Annotated in this window: 19 protein-coding genes and 1 riboswitch; of the genes, 7 read left to right on the top strand and 12 right to left on the bottom strand. The window is 71.8% G+C overall.

Features of this window, described 5'->3' with window-relative positions; translation table 11 throughout:
* The first annotated feature begins 202 nt into the window (after nt 1–202).
* A complete protein-coding gene (locus EDD40_RS31350) occupies nt 203–1,114 on the top strand; it encodes an AsnC family protein (protein ID WP_170185254.1) in 912 nt (303 codons plus the stop codon).
* A 69-nt stretch (nt 1,115–1,183) separates the two neighbouring features.
* On the opposite strand, the gene EDD40_RS31345 is transcribed toward EDD40_RS31350, so the two are convergent.
* Nucleotides 1,184–1,678, bottom strand: coding sequence for a hypothetical protein (locus EDD40_RS31345; protein ID WP_148088961.1), 495 nt, complete (start codon nt 1,676–1,678; stop codon nt 1,184–1,186).
* Between the two features lie 65 nt (nt 1,679–1,743).
* On the bottom strand, nt 1,744–2,292 hold the full coding sequence (locus tag EDD40_RS31340; RefSeq protein ID WP_170184869.1) for a hypothetical protein: 549 nt from the start codon (nt 2,290–2,292) through the stop codon (nt 1,744–1,746).
* A gap of 331 nt (nt 2,293–2,623) precedes the next feature.
* Between EDD40_RS31340 and EDD40_RS31335 the strand changes: the two genes are divergently transcribed.
* Nucleotides 2,624–3,694, top strand: a complete 1,071-nt coding sequence (locus tag EDD40_RS31335; RefSeq protein ID WP_170185253.1) for a LysR family transcriptional regulator — start codon at nt 2,624–2,626, stop codon at nt 3,692–3,694.
* Here EDD40_RS31335 and EDD40_RS31330 read toward each other — a convergent pair.
* From EDD40_RS31330 to EDD40_RS31310, 5 genes are all read right to left on the bottom strand, one after another.
* Entirely contained in the window at nt 3,691–4,905 is a 1,215-nt protein-coding gene (locus EDD40_RS31330; RefSeq protein ID WP_123746127.1) for a multidrug effflux MFS transporter, read from the bottom strand. The two genes, EDD40_RS31335 and EDD40_RS31330, sit on opposite strands and share 4 nt — an antisense overlap.
* Nucleotides 4,906–5,014: 109 nt before the next feature.
* Complete coding sequence (locus EDD40_RS31325) at nt 5,015–5,950, bottom strand: RluA family pseudouridine synthase (RefSeq protein ID WP_123746126.1); 936 nt, start codon at nt 5,948–5,950, stop codon at nt 5,015–5,017.
* The gene (gene lspA, locus EDD40_RS31320; protein ID WP_236594440.1) at nt 5,947–6,531 is read right to left on the bottom strand and encodes a signal peptidase II; all 585 of its coding nucleotides are present in this window, start codon (nt 6,529–6,531) and stop codon (nt 5,947–5,949) included. The genes EDD40_RS31325 and lspA overlap by 4 nt, the downstream gene beginning before the upstream one ends.
* A gap of 23 nt (nt 6,532–6,554) precedes the next feature.
* Nucleotides 6,555–7,877, bottom strand: a complete 1,323-nt coding sequence (locus tag EDD40_RS31315; protein WP_123746124.1) for an aminotransferase class V-fold PLP-dependent enzyme — start codon at nt 7,875–7,877, stop codon at nt 6,555–6,557.
* A gap of 37 nt (nt 7,878–7,914) precedes the next feature.
* Nucleotides 7,915–8,029, bottom strand: a riboswitch (SAM riboswitch).
* 91 nt (nt 8,030–8,120) lie between these two features.
* Entirely contained in the window at nt 8,121–9,602 is a 1,482-nt protein-coding gene (locus EDD40_RS31310; protein WP_123746123.1) for a potassium/proton antiporter, read from the bottom strand.
* A gap of 207 nt (nt 9,603–9,809) precedes the next feature.
* Here EDD40_RS31310 and EDD40_RS31305 point away from each other — a divergent pair, with 207 nt between their 5' ends.
* Nucleotides 9,810–10,757, top strand: a complete 948-nt coding sequence (locus EDD40_RS31305) for a M28 family metallopeptidase (protein ID WP_246037939.1) — start codon at nt 9,810–9,812, stop codon at nt 10,755–10,757.
* On the opposite strand, the gene EDD40_RS31300 is transcribed toward EDD40_RS31305, so the two are convergent.
* Both EDD40_RS31300 and EDD40_RS31295 read right to left on the bottom strand, forming a co-directional pair.
* On the bottom strand, nt 10,754–11,035 hold the full coding sequence (locus tag EDD40_RS31300; RefSeq protein WP_123746122.1) for a DUF167 domain-containing protein: 282 nt from the start codon (nt 11,033–11,035) through the stop codon (nt 10,754–10,756). The two genes, EDD40_RS31305 and EDD40_RS31300, sit on opposite strands and share 4 nt — an antisense overlap.
* On the bottom strand, nt 11,028–11,576 hold the full coding sequence (locus EDD40_RS31295; RefSeq protein ID WP_123746121.1) for a TetR/AcrR family transcriptional regulator: 549 nt from the start codon (nt 11,574–11,576) through the stop codon (nt 11,028–11,030). The genes EDD40_RS31300 and EDD40_RS31295 overlap by 8 nt, the downstream gene beginning before the upstream one ends.
* Nucleotides 11,577–11,637: 61 nt before the next feature.
* Between EDD40_RS31295 and EDD40_RS31290 the strand changes: the two genes are divergently transcribed.
* The 4 genes from EDD40_RS31290 (at nt 11,638) to EDD40_RS31275 (ending at nt 14,238) form a co-directional block, all read left to right on the top strand.
* Complete coding sequence (locus EDD40_RS31290) at nt 11,638–12,099, top strand: SRPBCC family protein (protein WP_123746120.1); 462 nt, start codon at nt 11,638–11,640, stop codon at nt 12,097–12,099.
* 68 nt (nt 12,100–12,167) lie between these two features.
* Nucleotides 12,168–12,728, top strand: coding sequence for an RNA polymerase sigma factor (locus EDD40_RS31285; RefSeq protein WP_123746119.1), 561 nt, complete (start codon nt 12,168–12,170; stop codon nt 12,726–12,728).
* A gap of 98 nt (nt 12,729–12,826) precedes the next feature.
* Nucleotides 12,827–13,393 carry an RNA polymerase sigma factor gene (locus EDD40_RS31280; protein WP_170185472.1) on the top strand — a complete coding sequence of 189 codons (567 nt, stop codon included), beginning with the start codon at nt 12,827–12,829 and terminating at the stop codon, nt 13,391–13,393.
* A 281-nt stretch (nt 13,394–13,674) separates the two neighbouring features.
* Nucleotides 13,675–14,238: a snapalysin family zinc-dependent metalloprotease gene (locus EDD40_RS31275; RefSeq protein WP_123746117.1), complete on the top strand. Its 564-nt coding sequence runs from the start codon at nt 13,675–13,677 to the stop codon at nt 14,236–14,238.
* 56 nt (nt 14,239–14,294) lie between these two features.
* Here the strand turns inward: EDD40_RS31275 and ileS are convergent, their stop codons facing one another.
* From ileS to wag31, 3 genes are all read right to left on the bottom strand, one after another.
* On the bottom strand, nt 14,295–17,402 hold the full coding sequence (gene ileS / locus EDD40_RS31270) for an isoleucine--tRNA ligase (protein ID WP_123746116.1): 3,108 nt from the start codon (nt 17,400–17,402) through the stop codon (nt 14,295–14,297).
* Nucleotides 17,403–17,665: 263 nt separating this feature from the next.
* Entirely contained in the window at nt 17,666–18,190 is a 525-nt protein-coding gene (locus EDD40_RS31265; RefSeq protein WP_123746115.1) for a hypothetical protein, read from the bottom strand.
* Nucleotides 18,191–18,218: 28 nt separating this feature from the next.
* Nucleotides 18,219–19,034 (bottom strand): DivIVA-like cell division protein Wag31, encoded by an 816-nt coding sequence (gene wag31, locus EDD40_RS31260; protein ID WP_073899667.1) that lies wholly within the window; start codon nt 19,032–19,034, stop codon nt 18,219–18,221.
* Nucleotides 19,035–19,041: the final 7 nt, after the last annotated feature.

Here is a 19,041-nt window from a genome sequence, read left to right as displayed (position 1 = left end):
TGAAGATCGCAGCGGGCCCGGGACGAAGCGCTCGGGCAGAGACTCGGCCGACCCTATAACGCCCTCCGGGGATCCCGAATGGCGGCACGCCGACGTCACCGGGAGCGACCTCGGCGTCCCCGCGCGTGCAGCGAGGTGAAGACCGCGCGCCGTCGGCGGGGCGATGGCGCGAAGATCCTCCCAGGCGGGTAGCGTTCGAGGTGTGGTAGCGCCGGACCCCGTCGACGCCCGTCTCCTGGCCATGATCGCCGAGATGGGCCGTGCCGCCGTGCACGAGGTGGCCGCGCGGCTGGGCATGGACCCGCGGGAGGCCGCTACCCGGTTGATCACGTTGTCCGGCAGCGGGTTGCCGCTGCTCGTCGGCGTGGAGTGCGACCCGAACGGCATCCGCAAGGCGTTGGCCAACAGCGTGGCGTGGGGCAACTACTCGGGGCCCGGCGGCCAGGCCGCCCGCGGCACGCCGAGCGGACCGTACCCGCCCGCGCCCGGCACGGTGCAGGGCACGCCGTCCGGCTCCTACCCCGGCCACCCGGTCCCGCAGGGGCCGCCGAGCACGCCGTTCCCGGCGCAGCCGCAGACCGGCCCGCAGCCCGTGGCGTCCGGTCCGGTGCGCGTGCCCGAGCCGGTCAGCACCTGGGGCGTGCCCGGCACGTCCGGCTGGGCGCGCGGCGACCAGGCCCCCGCGCCCCGCTCGCGCACCGGCAAGATCGGCAGCACGCTGGAGACCGAGGGCCTGGAGGGCGCCCGGTTCACCATCCAGCTGGTCGAGGTGGTCGACCCGGCGGACTTCCTGTTCACCGCGGCCGGCTACAAGCTGGCCGACGGCGAGCGCGCCGTGGTCGTGCACACGGAGCTGGCGAACATCGGCCAGGTGCCGTTCAACGCGCTGCCCGACATGTACCTCGTGCTGATGACCAACAAGGGCGAGACGGTCGGCAAGGCGCCGGTGTCGCTGTCCTCCCGCCCGCCGCACAAGATCGGCGTGCAGCCGGGCGAGACGGCCGGCGGCCACACCGTCTACGTGCTGCCGGAGGACACCGTGATCTTCTCGGTGCGCTGGAGCTCCCGCCCCGAGACGGACCTGAACACCCTGGTCTGGACCATCGACGACTAGCTCCCCGCCGGTCCCGCGTTCTCCTCGAGAACGCGGGACCGGTGAGGCGAGAACGCAGGGTGCCCCAGGTCAGAGACCTCGGTCGGCGAGGGCCTCCATGATCAGGGTGATCCGGTCGCCCAGCAGGAACGCCGACCGCGCGGGCAGTCGGTTGCCCCCCGGCAGGCCCAGGTCACGGCGGCACCGCTCCACGGCGGCCACGTGGCCGGCGCGGTCAAGGGTGGCGGTGCGCCGGGTCTCGGTCGACAGCGCACGCACCCGACCGCCCACTTCCCGCTGTTCGTGCGGGCGCAGCGGCCGACGGGTCAGCGCGGTGATCATCGCGCTGTCGTCCGGTCGGCCCGCCACGCCCTCGTGGCCGAGCTCGGCGCGACGCTGCCACGACTCGCCGCGGACCACCATGAGCCCGTCGTCCAGCGACAGCCGCGGGCCGGGGGCGAGGTCGTCCAGGCACCAGGCCCAGGCGATGTCGTAGAGCTCGTGCCGCGCGGCCACCGGCAAACCCCGGTCCAGCCGCGCGTCGAACGGGATGTCGTCCCACGCCACCTTCGGCAGCTCCATCATGTGCACCTCCACGTTCGACCCGGCGACGAGTCCGGGTTCGGGGCGGACGACGGTGAGGCCCGCCGCTAGTTCGGTGGTTCGGGCCCGGCTCCCGGCCGGACACCTCCCGGGATCGCGGGCGGGTCGACGCGCCCCGGGTTCGTGTCGTAACGGCGCACGAGGTCGATCAACGTGTTCGCGAACCGGGTCATGGTCCGCAACCACCAGTCGGCGAACGCCCGGTGGACCCGGCAGGCGAGGTAGCGCAGGGCGAAGATCGCCAGGATCACCGCCGCTCCGGTGAGCTTGGCTTGCGCGACCTCGTGGTCACCGGTGCCGAGCTCGGACGACCGGAGGCTTTCGACGTTGGGCACGACGAAGACCACGAACCCGGCCCACGTCCCGAGGTCGCGCCACCGCGAGGTGGTGACCCCTTCGGCCGGCACGCCCTCGGACAGCACCCGCTCACGGCTCGTGGCCCTGGCGTCGGCGTACTCGGCGAGGTAGAGACCGACCGCGAGCGCCACGTACACCACCCACGCCCGGTTCGGCAGGACGTGGTCCGCGAGGTACACCCCGGCGGCTACCGCCGGCCACGAGTAGATCCCCGCCGGCTTCGGCAACAGCCGCGTCACACCCGGCGTAACGCTGACCCGCTTGAGACCGAAGACTCCCAGGACGGCGCTTACGTGATGCCCCCTCGGGGGCCTAACCTGCTTGCTTGTCGACATGGCGACGGGCTCCCAGCTCGGTCGGGTGTCGGCTCGGCCGGGTGCTGCTGCAACAGGACCCGGCCACCCTTCTCGAATCGTCACGCGCTTCTTGCGCACACGACTCGACTCAAATACTGCGTAAGCCCATAAGCGCAGGTCAAGCACCTCGCACGACAGTTCTTCTGTAACTGTTGAAGAACCTCTGCTTGAGTTCTGTTGAAAAAACTTCTGACGATCGCCAAAGATCACTTGCGTGCGCGAAGCCCGAGTACCCCGAACCCTCACGCTCCAACGTCTGACCATCGCCGTGGCGTTGGAGGAGGCACACGGTTCTCTTGAGGACGCCGGCCGTGCCCTGAATCACATGACGCCGACGAACATCAAGGGCCAGCTCCAGCAGCTCGCCAACGAGCTCGGCGGTGGCGAGTTATTCGTGGCCGACGAGAACCGGCAGTACCGGCCCACCGAGCACGGGCGTGCCGTGCTGGAGCGGGCACGCCGGGTGCTCGCCGAGGTCGACGCTCTGGCCCGCCTGTCCAGTCCGGTCTGCCGGATCGCGTTCCTGCCGCAGCACGCGCACATCGTGGCCTCGGCCCGGCGGTACCTGCGCGACGCGAGCAGCGACGTCACCCTCGAACTGCACGTCCTGGAGGAGCACCACCGCTCACGCGCCGGCTTCGAGGCCAACGTCGTCACGCCGTTGCAGCACGGCGCGTTCGACATCGTCGTCGGGTTGCCCCCGCGAGGGCACAAGCAGACCCTCCGGCAACAATTCCTCTATTCCTCACGCCTGGAAGCGCGCGTGCCCGTGAATCGAGCCGGCGACCACATCGAACTGACCGAACTCGTCGAGAAGCACAGCCTGCTGGTCCCGCCCGCGCACACCCGTTCCCGAGTCCTGCTCGACGGCGAGATCCGGCAACACGTGGACCCGGAATTGATCGACCGCCGATACACCGTGCACCTCGAGGCATACGGGACGAAAGTGCTCGTCACATTCGCCGACATCGGCGAGGGCACCGTCGTGGTCCCTTCCGACATCTCGTACCCGTTCAAGAACGGGTCGAGCTTCGGCGGCGCCGGGTCGGCAGACTGCGCGTGGGTCCCGGTGACGCAGGACGACGAGCCGCTCACCCATGATGTGGTTGTCACGACGCAGAAGAGCAGTCACCGCAGCGACACCGTCTCGCAGGTCGTCGCCGCGCTCGGTGAAACGGCGGCGAGCATGGCGCTCGGGGCCACCGCGCGAGGGCACGCCTGCGAGGTGACCGAGCTCCTCCGCCAGACGGACGCGGTGCCCATCAAGCGGAGCCGCCCGTCCTAAGCGGTGGCCGGTGACGGTTCGGGGTCCCGGGTGATGCCGACGTCGCCCCTGGTCATGGTGGCGAACAGGAGCACCGCCAGCAGCGTCGCGCCGGCCATCACGGTCACCATCGGCAGCACGCTCGCCGAGCCTCCGGCACCCACCAACGGCGCCATCAGGCCGCCCACCATGAACGTCGTCACGCCCAGCACGGCCGACGCGCTGCCCGCCGCCTCCGGGTGCCGCGCCATCGCCAGGGAACCGGCGTTCGGCATGAGCAGGCCCACGCTCATCGTCAGCACGAACAGCGGCGGCAGGAACGTCGCCAGGCCGCCGCCGACGAGCCCGCCGACCAGCAACCCGACCCCGCCGACCGCGGCGCCCGCCAGCCCGATCTTGAGCAGCGGGCGAGGCATGATCCGGCCGGTCAGCCTGGTGTTGAGCACACCGGCCAGCACGATCGCCACCGAGTTCGCGCCGAACACCAGGCTGAACTGCTGCGGGCTCAGCCCGTACACGCCCTGGAGCACGAACGACGCGCCCGCGACGTAGCCGAACAGCGAGCCGAGCGCGAGCGCCGACGCCAGCGCGTAGCCGACGAACTTGCGGTCGGCCAGCAGCCCGCCGAACACCTTGATCGTGAGCAGCAGGTTCGCCGGACGCCGCTTGTTCACCGGCAGCGTCTCCGGCAGCCCGACGGCCAGAGCGATCAGCAGGGCCAACCCGATGAGCGCGAGCGCGATGAACGTCCCGCGCCAGCTCGTGAACCGCAGCAGCTGACCGCCGAGCACCGGGGCGACCACCGGCCCGAGGCTGTTGACCAGCATCATCAGCGACATGAACCGGGCCATCGCGAGGCCTTCGAACCGGTCGCGCGCCACCGCCATCGCCACCACGAACCCGGCCGCCACGCCGAGCCCTTGCAGCAGCCGCAGGCCGGAGAGCGCGAACGCGCTGGGCGCCACCGCGCAGAACAGCGAGATCACGACGTAGCTGCCGATCCCGACCAGCAGCGGGCGCCGCCTGCCCCACGAGTCCGACAGGGGGCCCACCAGCAGCTGCCCGACCGACAGGCCGAGGATGAACGTGGTCAGCGACAGCTGGATCTGCGACTCGGTCGAGCCGAACTCCGCCGCGATGCTCGGGAACGCGGGCAGGTACGTGTCGATCGAGAGCGGTCCGAGCAGGCACAGGGTGCCCAGCAGCGCCACCAGTCGGGACCTGTTGTCCATCGCAACCCCTCACAGGCTCGTCTCGCAGAAGCTTCGCAAGCCGAACGATCAGAGGAAAGCGATATGTCCGAGGTCACGCGCCAGGCGCAAGTGTTTCGCCCCGGACGGCTCAATACCCCTCTGCGCGCAGTAGTTCCAGGGCGGCGGAGAGGTCGTCGGGGTACTCGCTGGTGAACGACACCCACTGGTTGTCGGCCGGGTGGTGGAAGCCGAGCGTGCGGGCGTGCAGCCACTGCCGGGTGACGCCGAGGCGCTTGGCCAGCACCGGGTCCGCGCCGTAGGTGATGTCGCCGACGCACGGGTGCCGCAGCGCGGAGAAGTGCACCCGGATCTGGTGCGTGCGACCGGTTTCCAGGTGCACGTCGAGCAGCGACGCGGCGCGGAACGCCTCCACCACCTCGTAGTGCGTGATGCTCGGCTTGCCGTTGGCCATCACGGCGAACTTGTAGTCGTGCTTGGGGTGCCGGTCGATCGGCGCGTCGATGGTGCCCTTGATCGGGTCCGGGTGGCCCTGCACGAGCGCGTGGTAGAGCTTGTCGACCGTGCGTTCCTTGAACGCGTGCTTCAACGCCGAGTAGGCGTGCTCGCTCTTGGCCACCACCATGACGCCGGTCGTGCCGACGTCCAGCCGGTGCACGACGCCCTGCCGCTCGGCCGCGCCCGACGTGGCGATCCGGATGCCGGCCGCGGCCAGGCCGCCGACCACGGTCGGGCCGGTCCAGCCGGGGCTGGGGTGCACGGCCACGCCGACCGGCTTGTCGACCACGATCACGTCGTCGTCCTCGTGCAGGACGACGAGGCCCTCCACGGGCACGGCCTGCACCTGCGCCGGGCGTTCGGGTTCGGGGAGGGTGACCTCCAGCACGGAGCCGGAGATCAGCCGGTCCGACTTGCCGGCGGGCCGGCCGTCGAGCACGACGTCACCCGATTCGGTCAACGCGGCCACCACGGTGCGCGACAGGCCGAGGAGCTTGGCCAGCCCGGCGTCGACCCTCATCCCGTCCAAGCCGTCGGGCACCGGGAGGGATCGGTAGTCGCCGCTCATGCGCCCGCCTTCTTCTCGCTGGACTTCTTCTCCACGCGGGTGCCGTCGTAGTCGCGCTGGAGCAACGCCATCAGCACGATCACGCCGCCGCCCACGCAGATGGCGGAGTCCGCGAGGTTGAACACGGGGAAGAAGTTGCCCCACGGGTCGAGCACCGAGATGAAGTCGACGACGCCGCCGCGCAGCGGGCCGGGCGCCCGGAAGATCCGGTCGACCAGGTTGCCCATCGCGCCGCCGAGGACCAGGCCGAGGCCGATGGCCCAGCCGACCGACCGCAGCCGGCGCGCGATCCACAGGATGAACACGACGACACCGGCCGCGATGAGGGCGAGGATCACCGTCCAGCCCTCGGCCAGGCCGAACGCGGCGCCGGTGTTGCGGATCAGCGGCAGGTAGAGCAGGCCGCCGAGCAGCTCGACCGGGTCGCGCCCCTCCAGGTTGTCCACCGCGATGATCTTGGTGACCAGGTCGAGCGCCAACACCAGCGGCGCGATGACGGCCAGCAGCAGGACCCGTCGCTTCGGCAGCGGTGCGTCCGGCTCGTCCGGCGTGTCCGGCTCGGTGTTGGGATCGGTGCTCACCGGGCCATTGTCCAGCATCGGAGTCAGCGCAGGAACGGCGGGAGCGCGCGCTGGTCGTCCGAGGGCGTCCAACGGCCGTCGTGGAGCTCGTACTCCCACCGCGAACCCTCGACGACGAGCGCGCGCAACGCGGCCACGAACCGGTCCACGTGCTCCTCGGTGGTGCCGAGCCCGATCGACGCCCGCAGCGCGCGTTCGCCGCGGGTGAGGCGGTGCACGGCCACGTGGGCGCAGAACGCGCCGTCGCGCACGCCGATGCCGTGCTCGGCCGACAGCGCGGCGGCCAGGTAGCCGGCGTCCTGGCCGCCGACGGTGAAGCTGACCACGCCCACGCGGTCCCGGTCCGAGCCGAACAGCGTCAGCTCGTGCACGCCGGGAACGGTCCTCAGGCCTTCCCGCAGCCTCGCCAGCAGCACGCGCTCGTGCTCGGTGGTCTGCTCCCAGTGCCTGCCCAGCACGTCGCACGCCACGGCCAGCGCGTGCACACCCACCACGTTCGGCGTGCCCGCCTCGTGCCGCTCCGGCACCGCCGACCAGGCCACGCCTAGCCGGTCGCCGTGGTCGGTGACGCGGGCGGTCGCACCGCCGCCGACCAGGTACGGCTCGGCGGCCTGCAACCAGTCGGACCGGCCGACCAGCGCACCGGCGCCGAACGGCGCGTAGACCTTGTGCCCCGACAGCACGGTGTAGTCCACGTCCAGGGCGCGCACGTCCACCGGCCGGTGCGGTGCGAGCTGGGCGGCGTCCAGGGCGATCCGGGCGCCGTGCGCGCGGGCCACCCGGGATAGCTCGGCCACCGGCCAGATCTCGCCGGTCACGTTGGACGCGCCGGTCACCACGACCAGCCGCGGGCCGACCGGCGCCGCGCGCAGCGCCCGGTCCAGCTCCAGCACGGCCTGGTCGGGTGAGGCGGGCGTGCGCAGCCGGCGCACGTTCGGGCCGCGCCACGGCAGCAGCGCGGCGTGGTGCTCGGTGTCGAACAGGATCACGGCGGTCCGCTTGGGCAGGCTCCTGGCCAGCAGGTTCAGCGCGTCGGTCGTGTTGCGGGCGAACACGACGGCGTCGCTGTCGCGGGCGTTGAGGAACCGGCGGACCGACGAGCGGGCCTGCTCGTAGACCTTCGTGCTGACCTGCGAGGCGAAGCCCGCGCCGCGGTGCACGCTGGCGTACCAGGGCAGCACCTCGTCCACGGCGTCGCGGACCTGCTCCAGGCAGGGCGCGCTGGCCGCGTGGTCGAGGTTGGCGTACTCCACGCGCTCACCGGTGACCAGCGGCACGCGCAGCGACGCGCCGACGACGCGGGGAAGGGCAGCGGTGGTGGTGGTGACGGGAACTGCGATCGTCATGACGCCCTCCGGGGGTCCCGGGGCACCCGTGGGAGGGAGCCCGCGCTTGCCGGGCGCCCTGCGCGCCAGGCCAGGTCCTCACCAGGGGCACCCCACCGCGGTAGGAGGGTTGCCGGCCAGCAAGCCCGGGCTTAGCGCTGGCACTCATGACCTTCGGGTCGAAGGTAACCCGGCCCGCGCGCCCGCGTCGAGGGGCGTTCACATCCTGGGAGCGCCACGCGCGGGCCGGCGCGCCGGCCCGCGTCACGGTCGGCCGACGTCGCCCTTCCAGCGCGCGAACCGGCCCGCCCGGTCCACGGCCCGGATGCGGTCCTCGGTCGCCGTGCGCATGGCCTCGGTGCACACCACCAGCAGCTGGTCGTGCTCCTGCAACCGGGTCGTCGGCTGCGGCGTGAAGCCGTTGTCGTCGCGCACCACGAGGCTCACCGACGAGCCCGGCGGCAGCCGCAGCTCCGACAGGTACACGCCGTGCAGCTTGGAGCCGGGCTGGATGCGCACCTGGAGCAGCTCCGCGCCGAGGTCGTCCAGCGCCGACGAGTCGACCTGCACCTCGTGCGCCTCGCCGGACCTGACCAGCCCCAGCCACTTGGCCAGCCACGGCAGGGACGTGCCCTGCACCACGGTCAGCACCACGACCAGCACGAACACCGCGTCGACCAGCTGCTGCGCCCCCTGGACGCCCTGGATCAACGGGATCAGGGCGAACACGATCGGCACGGCGCCGCGCAGCCCGGACCACGAGATGAACACCTGTTCCCGCCACGGCACCCGGAACGGCGCCGCCGCGAACAGCACCGACAGCGGCCGGGCGAGCAGCACCAGCACCGCGCCCGCCACCAGCGCGGGCACCAGCGCGTCGAGCAGCCGGCCCGGCGAGGCGTAGAGGCCGAGCAGCACGAACAGGCCGATCTGCGCGATCCAGCCCAGGCCCTCGGCGAAGGAGAGGGTGTCGGCCCGGTGCGGCAGGCGGGCGTTGCCGAGCACCAGCGCGGCGATGTAGACGGCGAGGAAGCCGGACGCGTGCGCGAGGTCGCCGACGGTGTAGGCGAGCAGGCACACCGCGACCGTGGCCAGCGGGTACAGGCCGGTGGCGGGCAGCGCGGCCCGGCGCAGGCCGATGCCGCCGAGCCAGCCGAGCACGATGCCGATCACCGCGCCCGCGATCAGCTCGTAGCCCATCAGCAGCGGCGCGGTCCACGAGATCGGGTCCGGCGCGGCGAGCAGCACGACGGCGATGTAGACCGGCGCGTCGTTGATGCCGGACTCCAGCTCCAGCGCGCCGATGAGCCGCTTGCCCACGCCCACCCCGCGCAACACGCTGAACACGGCCGCGGCGTCGGTGGACGACAGCACCGCACCCCACAGCAGCGCCGTGCGCCAGTCCATGTCCAGCAGGAAGTGCAGCCCGAACCCGGTGACCGCGATGCTCACGCCGACGGCGACGGTCGACAGCGTGATGCCGAGGCCCAGCGCGGGTTTCACCGCGGTCCACCGGGTGGTCAGGCCGCCCTCGGTGAGGATCAGCACGAGCGCGACCGTGCCGAGAGAGCGGGTCAGGTCGGCGTCCTCGAACTGGATGCCCACCACGGCTTCACCGAGCAGCACGCCGATGCCGAGGTAGAGCAGGAGGGACGGCAGACCGAGCCGGATCGAGACCCTGACCGCGATGACCGAGAGCAGCAGGACCGCGGCGGCGATGCCCAGGTAGCCCGTCACATCGCCCACTCGACCTCCACATCACCGCTCCGTCACCCGACAGGGTCATTCTCCCCGGTGATACCGAAATGGACGAATCCGGCACCGCACGGAGCGTCACCAGCCGAACGTCGCTAGCGCGAACCATGCGAAACCGTGCATGTTGACAACAGGGTCCGCCGCCCCGGTCAACTCCCCCGTTCCCTCCGAGAGACACCCATCCCTGCGGGAGACACCGTGAAGTTGCGAACGATCTCCATCGCGCTGGTCACCACCGGCGCGCTCCTCGGCTCAGGCCCCGGCTCGGCCACCGCCGCGCCGCCGACCGCCCTGGCCGGGCCGAACATCCCGGTCTCCGCCGTCCAGGCCGACCTGGCCCAGCTCCAGAGCATCGCCACCTCGAACGGCGGCAACCGGGCGCACGGCCGTCCCGGCTACCTGGCCTCGGTGAACTGGGTGAAGTCCAAGCTGGACGCCGCCGGGTTCACGACCAGGGTCCAGTCGTTCACCAGCAGCGGCGCCACCGGCTACAACCTGATCGCCGACTGGCCCGGTGGCGACCTGGACAACGTGGTCATGCTCGGCGGGCACCTCGACAGCGTGTCGGCGGGCCCCGGCATCAACGACAACGGCACCGGCTCGGCCGGGCTGCTGGAGGTCGCGCTGGCCGTGCGGTCCAGCGGCTTCCAGCCCACCAAGCACCTGCGCTTCGCCTGGTGGGGCGCGGAGGAGCTGGGCCTGGTCGGCTCCACCTACTACGTGAACTCGCTGTCCACGACGGACCGCTCGCGGATCGACGCCTACCTCAACTTCGACATGATCGGCTCGCCGAACCCGGGCTACTTCGTCTACAGCGCGTCCGGCCAGCCGTCGGGTTCCCTCCAGCTCCAGCAGACGCTCCAGGGCTACTTCAGCTCGATCGGCGTGCCGACCGAGCTGACCAGCGTCGGCGGGCGGTCCGACCACGCGGCGTTCGCGCGGGCCGGCATCCCGGTCGGCGGCACGTTCACCGGCGCCGAGGGCATCAAGACCTCCGCGCAGGCCCAGAAGTGGGGCGGCTCGGCGGGGGTGGCGTTCGACCGCTGCTACCACCGCTCGTGCGACACCTCGTCGAACGTGAACGCGACCGCGCTCGACCGCAACACCGACGCCATCGCGCACACCCTGTGGACGTTGGCGGCCTAGCCGTCCAGCAGTCGCGCCAGCACCTCGGCGGCGCCGGCCGGGGCGGGGTCCACCCGCACGACCTTATCCCGGCCGCGCTCGCCCGAGACCACCTCGACGTCCTGCCTGCGCACGCCGAACGCCTTGGCCAGCGCCTTGCGGACGGCCTCGTTCGCCTTGCCCTCCACGGCGGGCGCGGCGACCGCGACGACCAGCGCGCCGTCACCCCACCGGCCGCCGACGGCTTCGCGCTTCGCGCCGGGCTTGACCCTGACCCCGAACCGGAACGCGTCAGCCACGGCACAGCACCACCGTCAGCGTCTCCTCCAGCAACGCCCGCCGCTGCGCGACCAGGTCCGGCTCGGCCGACAGCAGCAGCGCCTGCCCCAGGTAGACCGAGTAGGCGAGCACGGCCCGCCGGCGCGCGACGTCCGCGGCGAAGCCCAGCCCGGCGAACAGCTCCTCCAGGTAGCCGATGCGGCGCTCGGTGACGCGGCCCAGCACCGGCGCCACCGCCGGGTCGTCCTTGGCCGCGAGCATGGCCAGCTCGACCGCGCTGTGCTCGACGTCCTCCAGCACCGTCGAGAACAGCAGCCGCAGCCGCTGCAACGGCTCCGACGCCGACTCGACCAGCTCGATCACGGCCTCGGTGTGCTCGCGCTCCCAGCGTTCCAGGGTGGCCTTGAGCAGGGCCTCCCGGTTGGGGAAGTGCCAGTAGGCGCTGCCCTTGGTCGCGCCGATGCGCGCCGCGAGCGGTTCCACCGCGACCGCCGCGACCCCGCCCTCGACCAGCGCTCGCAGGGCCACCCGGGTCCAGTCGTCACGCGTCCGCCGTGCCATGGATCCGTACGCTACCGTACGGTGACGGGACCGTACGGTCCCGTACGGAAGAGGTGGCGTGATGATCGAGAACGTGCACACCCGGCTGTTCCCCGACAGCGCGGGCCTGGTCGACCGGATCGTCGAGCTGTGGCCCTCCGACCGCTGGCCGCCGCTCGTGCTGGACCGGCCGCTCGGCGTCGGCGCGGACGGCGGGCACGCGTTCGTGCGCTACCGCTGCACCGCGCACGAGCCCGGGCAGCGGGTCGAGTTCGCCTTCGACCCCCGCATCGGCATCACCGGCACTCACGTCCTGGAAGCGGTCCCCGGCGGGTTGCGGCACACTCTCACCGGTCGGCCGCACGGCCTGATGCGCCTGGGCTGGCCGCTGGCCGTGCGGTGGTTGCACGACGCCCTGATCGAGGACCTGTTCGACGACGCGGCCCGCGCCGCCGGCCACCCGCCCGCCCGTCCGGCCCGGTGGTCGCCGTGGGTCCGGTTGCTGCGCCGGGCGTCGAGGAGGGGCGCCCCGCGACCCGCTTGACCGGATTTCCTCCACAACCCCCGGTCTCGTCCGTCTACCCGTTACCGGGACCAGAGGGGGGAGGGTTCGTGACGCCGGAGGATCCCGACGACCACGCGGCCACCTTCAGCGACTTCTACCACCGGGAGCGCACCCGGCTCTTCCGCTTCGCGGCGGTGATGTCGCCGCACCTGGACCACGAGTCCGCGGTGCAGGAGGCGTTCGTCGGCGCGTGGCGGCACTGGCCGGTGATCGCTCCCGGTTCCCGACGTGCTTGGCTGGTGAGGACGATTCGCAACCTGCTGGTGGACCAGGCCCGCCGGCGGGAGCGGCCGGGCGACCTGACCGACGAGGTCGTCGCCCGGCAGCGCGGCACGTACCGGATCCTGCTGCCCGGTCAGCGGGACGCCGAGACGTGGCACGAGCTGGTCAGCACGCTGGCGGCGGTCGCGAACCTGCCGGACCACCTGCGCACCGCGCTGGTCCTGCGGTTCTGGGACTTCGACGACGACGAGATCGCCGACGTGCTGGGCTGCCGGCGCGAGTCCGTGCGGCGGTACGTGTCGCAGGCGCGGTCGAGGGTCAGCGTGCGGGTCGGCAACGAGGACCGACGGGTGCGCGGCTCCCAGCGCGGGAAGGAGACGTCATGACCGACGAGCTGGACCCCCGGCTCGACCACCTGCGCGCCGAACTGGCCGACGCCATCCCGGAGGACCCCGGTCCGGACGCCCTCGGCGTGGCGGCGATCATGGCGCAGGCGACGAGGCACGAGCGGCAGGCCGCGCTGGTCGAGGCCGCGCGCGCCGGGTCGCGGCAGGCGCTGGACTCGCTGGTCGTCGAGCTGACCCCGCTGGTGTGGCACGTGGCCAGGGGCAACGGCCTCGACCAGAGCACCGCCGAGGACGTCGTGCAGACCGTGTGGCTGAGCTTGCTGCGCCACCTGGACCGCCTGGTCGAGCCGCGGGCCGTGGCCGGCTGGCTGATCGTGGCCACCCGCCGCGAGGCGCAGCGGGCCTGGCGCGACCGCAACGGCCGCCCCGCCCTGTCCACCGACTCGGCCGTCGACCTGCCCGGCGACCGCTGGCTGCCGGAGCCCGAGGCCCTGCGCGACGACCGCGACCGCCGCCTCTGGCACGCGTTCAACGCCCTGCCCCGGCGCTGCCAGGAACTGCTGCGCCTGACCGTCCTGGCGGGCCGGGCCGAGTACCGCGCCGTGGCCGAGGCGCTGTCGATGCCGAGGGGGTCGATCGGCCCGACGAGGGGCCGTTGCCTGACCCAGCTGAAGGCCCGGCTGGAAGAGGACGACGTGCGCTGAGCGCCGTTCGACGAATTCGACATCGCGATGTCGCGTGGAGAGCCGTCGGGCGGCGAGAGGCGGTTCGTCCGGCCACCGGACGTTTCCGGCGGACAGAACCGGCATCCCACGCGAACCGGACCGCCCTGGTCACGCTGCGGAAGCGGCACTAGGCCGAGCCGGTAGGTGAATTTTCTTCTGAATCAACCGAATGACCGGCGATTCCCGGCGGGATCGCTCCCTACGTTGAGACACGAGCCTCGCGGCTTCCCCTGCAAGTCCCCTGTTTGCGAGGAGTCATCGTGTTGCGCAAAGCACTTCTGTCCTTGGCCTTGGCGGCGTCCGCCGTCTTCGTCCCGCTGAGCGGTCAAGCCTCGGCCGAGGAAGCCTCACCGCCCACCGCGGCGGCGGTCACCGTCTACTTCGACACCACCAGCGCGCCCACCTACCGCAGCGCCATCCGCCAGGGCGCCGCCAACTGGAACTCCCGGGTGACGAACGTCAAGCTGGTCGAGAACGCCTCCGCGGCCACCCTGCGCTACCGCGAGGGCAACGACTCGCGCGGCTCGTGGGCGAGCACCGACGGCCACGGCCGGGGCACGATCTTCATCGACCACACCCAGGCGCGGCAGTACTACGTCGTGCGCATCACCGCGCACGAGACCGGCCACGCCCTCGGCCTGCCCGACCACTACTCCGGCCCCTGCTCGGAGCTGATGTCCGGCGGCGGCCCCGGCACGTCCTGCACCAACGCCTACCCGAACTCCACCGAGGCGAGCCGGGTCAACAGCCTGTGGGCCAACGGCTTCGCGGGCACCTACGAGTGGAAGGTGATCTACGAGCAGCTCCCCGTCGCGGTCGGCTGACCGCGCGGCGGGGTGGCAGGCCGCGACCTGCCACCCCGCCGGGGCGGACGGGACGGTCAGACGCGGGCGACCGCGACCCTGACCTTCCGGCCGTCGCCGACGACGCCGTCCGAGCCCTCGTCGACCTCGCCGTAGGCGACGGACACGGCGAGCGTCTCCTCCTTCACGAACGCCTCGAACCGGCGCACCGCGGCCTCCACGGCCGCCGGCAGCTGCACCGTCAGCGCGATCCGGTCCGACACGTCCAGCCCGGCGTCCTTGCGCGCCTGCTGCACCACCCGCACCAGGTCGCGGGCGACGCCCTCGGCCGCCAGGTCCTCGGTCACGACGGTGTCCAGCACGACCAGCCCGCCGCTGTTCGGCAGCGCCGCCGTCGCGCCCTGGTCGGTGGCGACCAGCCGCTGCTCGTACTCCTCCGGGAACAGCTCGATCCCGGCGGCCACGACGCGACCGCCCACCTCCTGCCAGTCACCCGCCTTCACGGCCTTGATGACCTTCTGCACGTCCGGCCCGAGCCGGGGACCGGCGGCCCGCGCGTTGACCGCGAGCTGGAAGTGGCCGTGCGCGTCCACGTCCGTGGTGAGCTCGACCTCCTTGACGTTCACCTCGTCCCGCAGGATCCCGGTGAACGCCTCCAGCTGCGCCACCTCGCCGGAGGCGATCACGAGCTTCGCCAGCGGCAGCCGCACCCGCAGCTTGTTCGACTTGCGCAGCGACAACGCCGTGGACGCCACCTGCCGCACCTGGTCCATCGCGGCCACCAGCGCGTCGTCCGCGGGCAGGTCCGCCGCCGAGGGGTAGTCGGCCAGGTGCACCGACCGGCCGCCGGTCAACCCGCGCCACACCGACTCGGTGGTCAGCGGCAGCAGCGGCGCCGCCACCCGGCACACGACCTCCAGCACGGTGTGCAGCGTGTCGATCGCGTCCTGGTCGCCCGACCAGAACCGGTCGCGCGAGCGCCGCACGTACCAGTTGGTCAGCACCTCCAGGAACTCCCGGATCGACGCGCACGCGCCGGAGATGTCGTAGGTGTCCAGCTGCGCGGTCACCCCGGCCACCAGGTCGTGCGCCTTCGCCAGCGCGTACCGGTCCAGCACGTGCTCCGACGACGTCCGCCAGTGCCCCTCGACCCCGTCCGCGTTGGCGTACAGCGCCAGGAAGTACCAGGAGTTCCACAGCGGCAGCACGGCCTGGCGCACCGCGTCGCGGATGCCGCGCTCGGTCACCACCAGGTCGCCGCCGCGCAGGATCGGCGACGCCATGAGGAACCAGCGCATGGCGTCCGAGCCGTCGCGGTCGAAGACCTCGTTGACCTCGGGGTAGTTCTTGCGCGACTTGGACATCTTCTGCCCGTCGTCGCCCAGCACGATCCCGTGCGCCACGCAGTTGCGGAACGCGGGCCGGTCGAACAGCGCCGTGGCCAGCACGTGCATGGTGTAGAACCAGCCGCGCGTCTGGTTGTTGTACTCCACGATGAAGTCACCCGGGTAGTGGTCCTCGAACCACTGGGCGTTCTCGAACGGGTAGTGCACCTGGGCGAACGACATCGAGCCGGACTCGAACCAGCAGTCCAGCACCTCGGGCACGCGCCGCATCACCGACTGCCCGGTCGGGTCGTCCGGGTTCGGCCGGGTCAGGTCGTCGATCGTGGGCCGGTGCAGGTCGGTCGGCCGCACGCCGAAGTCGCGCTCCAGCTCGTCCAACGACCCGTAGACGTCCACCCGCGGGTGAGCCGGGTCGTCCGACACCCACACCGGGATCGGCGAGCCCCAGAACCGGTTGCGGGAGATGTTCCAGTCGCGGGCGTTCTCCAGCCACTTGCCGAACTGGCCGTCCTTGACGTGCTCGGGCACCCAGTTGATCTGCTGGTTCAGCTCGACCATGCGGTCCTTGAACCGCGACACCGCGACGAACCACGACGACACCGCCCGCTGGATCAGCGGGTTGTCGCACCGCCAGCAGTGCGGGTACGGGTGGTCGTAGGTCTCGTGGCGCAGCAGCAGGCCCGCTTCCTTCAGGTCGCGGATGATCGGCTTGTTGGCCTCGAAGACCTGCAACCCCTCGTACGGCGGCACGTCGGCGGTGAACCGGCCGTGCGCGTCGACCGGCACGACGACCTCGATGTCCGCCGCGTCGGTGACGACCTTGTCCTCCTCGCCGAACGCGGGCGCGATGTGCACGATGCCCGTGCCGTCCTCGGTGGTGACGTAGTCGGCGGCCAGCACCTGGTGCGCGTTCTCCCGGCCCACGAAGAAGTCGAACGGCGGCGCGTACTTGCGCCCGACCAGGTCGGCGCCCTTGAACCGGGCCACGACCGGCGGCTCCTCGCCCAGCTCACGGGCGTACGCGGGCACGCGCGCCTCGGCGAGCAGGTAGCGCTCGCCGTTCGCCTCGACCGCCACGTAGTCGACGTCCGGGTGCACGGCGGCGGCCAGGTTGGACGGCAGCGTCCACGGCGTCGTCGTCCAGACGAGAGCCAGCTCGCCGGTCTCCAGGCGCAGGCCGACGGTCACCGCCGGGTCCTGCCGGTCCCGGTAGGTGTCGTCCATCTTGGTCTCGGTGTTGGACAGCGGCGTCTCGCAGCGCCAGCAGTACCAGAGCACCCGGAAGCCCTCGTAGACCAGGCCCTTGTCCCAGAGGGTCTTGAAGGCCCACATGACGCTTTCCATGTAGTCCAGGTCGAGGGTCTTGTAGTCGTTGTCGAAGTCCACCCAGCGGGCCTGCCGGGTCACGTACTCGCGCCACTGGTCGGTGTAGCGCAGCACCGACGTGCGGCACGCCTCGTTGAACTTCTCGATCCCGAACGCCTCGATCTCGCTCTTGGACGAGAACCCGAGCTGCTTCTCCGCCTCGACCTCGGCGGGCAGGCCGTGGGTGTCCCAGCCGAAGCGGCGCTCCACGTGCTTGCCGCGCATGGTCTGGTAGCGCGGGATGAGGTCCTTGACGTAACCGGTGAGCAGGTGGCCGTAGTGCGGCAGGCCGTTGGCGAACGGCGGGCCGTCGTAGAAGACGAACTCGTTCACCCCGTTGTCCCCGGCCGGGCGCGCGTCGATCGAGGCCTGGAACGTCCGGTCGGACTTCCAGAAGTCGAGGACGCCCTCCTCGAGGGCGGGGAAGGACGGCTGGGAGGGAACGGAACCCTCGCCTGCCTTCGGGTAGGCCATCGTGCTGCTCCTCGCGTGCGTCCAACCGGCTCACGGGGACGACACGCCGGTCAGGCGCACCGCGGTACCACCCCGCTTGCCAGGGCGCGAAGGCACTGGCCTCTCTTCGACGGCTGTGACGGGCCGCTCCCGTCCGGTTCTACTGGGGCTCGCGCCCGTTCCTCCGGAGGCTCCCCGGTGATGGCCGGATCAACGCCGTGCTGCCACCCAGGGTAGCCGAACGGCGCAACCGCTTTGCGCGGGTTCCCCCTCGGGCGGGCGGGTCAGTCGGCTGCCGACCGGTCCGCGGTCCGCTTGCGGGCCGCGAGCCCGGCGTCCGGGCGGCACACCGCGCACGGCGTGAAGCCCAGGTGTCGGGCCTCGTCGACCGGCAGGCCCAGCGACGCCCGCGAGGCGAGCCAGGAGCAGTCGGCGAGGTGGTAGCGAGGACGCTCGTCCAGCACCCGGACCTCGTCCGTGAGCTCGCTCACGACCAGGGCGTCGGCCGCGTCCGCGTCCTCCTCGGCAGGCTCGAGAAGTGCCTGGTCGGGCGGACTTCGCAGGGCTTCGTCCCCGGCACCCCGCGGCGCCTCCCGCTGATCGCCGGCGCTAACCTGGTGATCAACAACTGCGGCGCCGGCAGCCCTGGCGCCCGTCCGGCGGCGAAGCCACCAGTCGAGCACCAGGACCGCGGCAGCGGCCCCGCTCGCACCCACGGACAACCAGGCCCAATGAGTCTGGGCGCTGGTCAGCGCGGGCACGAGCAACCCCAGGGCTGCCAGCACCAACAGCAGGACTATGTACAGCACGTCGAGCAGACTAGATCAGCAACGCCGATCAGCCGGCCTCAGCACGCGCCCCGAACGAGTAACCACCCTGCTGACGGCCGTCGGACGGCGCGGCGGGGCCGCGGTCCTGCAGGTCGCGCAGCGACGACTCGAGCATCGTCTTGAGCCTCGTCCGGTACTCGCGCTCGAAGGTCTGCAGCTTGTCGATCTGCTTCTCGAGCGTGTTCTTCTCCTGGGTGATGTTGCCCATCACCTCGGCGTGCTTGCGCTGCGCGTCGCGGTCGAGCGCGCTGGCCTTCTCACGGGCCTGCCGCTCCAACGTCTCGGCGCGGGTCCGCGCGTCGTTCAGCATGGTCTCGGCACGCGTGCGCGCCTCGTTGACCATCGTGTCGGCCTTGGCTCGCGCCTCGGACAACAGCTGCTCCGACTTGGTCCTGGCCTCCGACAGCATCCCGTCGGCCTCGGCCTTGGCCTCTCCGGTGAGCCGGTCTGCCATCTCCTGGGCCAGTCCGAGGACCTTGGCGGCCTGGACGTGGTGGTCGCCACCACCACCGGGCGAGGTCTGCTCCAACGCCGAAGGGGGCGGCACCGGAGCGAGCCTTCGGGGCTCGTCCACGACGCGGCTCGGGCCGACGCCCGCGGCAACCTTCGCCCGGGCGTCTTCGAGGTCGGCACGCGCGGTCTCGACCTGCTGGTCGAGCTGCTCGACCTGCTGGCGCAGGTCGTTGTTCTCCTCGATCAGGCGGGCCAGTTCGCCCTCAACCAGGTCGAGGAACGCGTCCACCTCGTCCTCGTTGTAGCCCCGCTTGCCAATCGGCGGCTTGCTGAACGCGACGTTGTGCACGTCCGCGGGGGTCAACGGCATCAGATCA

The sequence above is a fragment of the Saccharothrix texasensis genome (genome assembly GCF_003752005.1).
Classification (GTDB): domain Bacteria; phylum Actinomycetota; class Actinomycetes; order Mycobacteriales; family Pseudonocardiaceae; genus Actinosynnema; species Actinosynnema texasense.
Note: the sequence above shows the minus strand (reverse complement) of the source record. Positions and strands in the feature narration are given on the sequence as shown.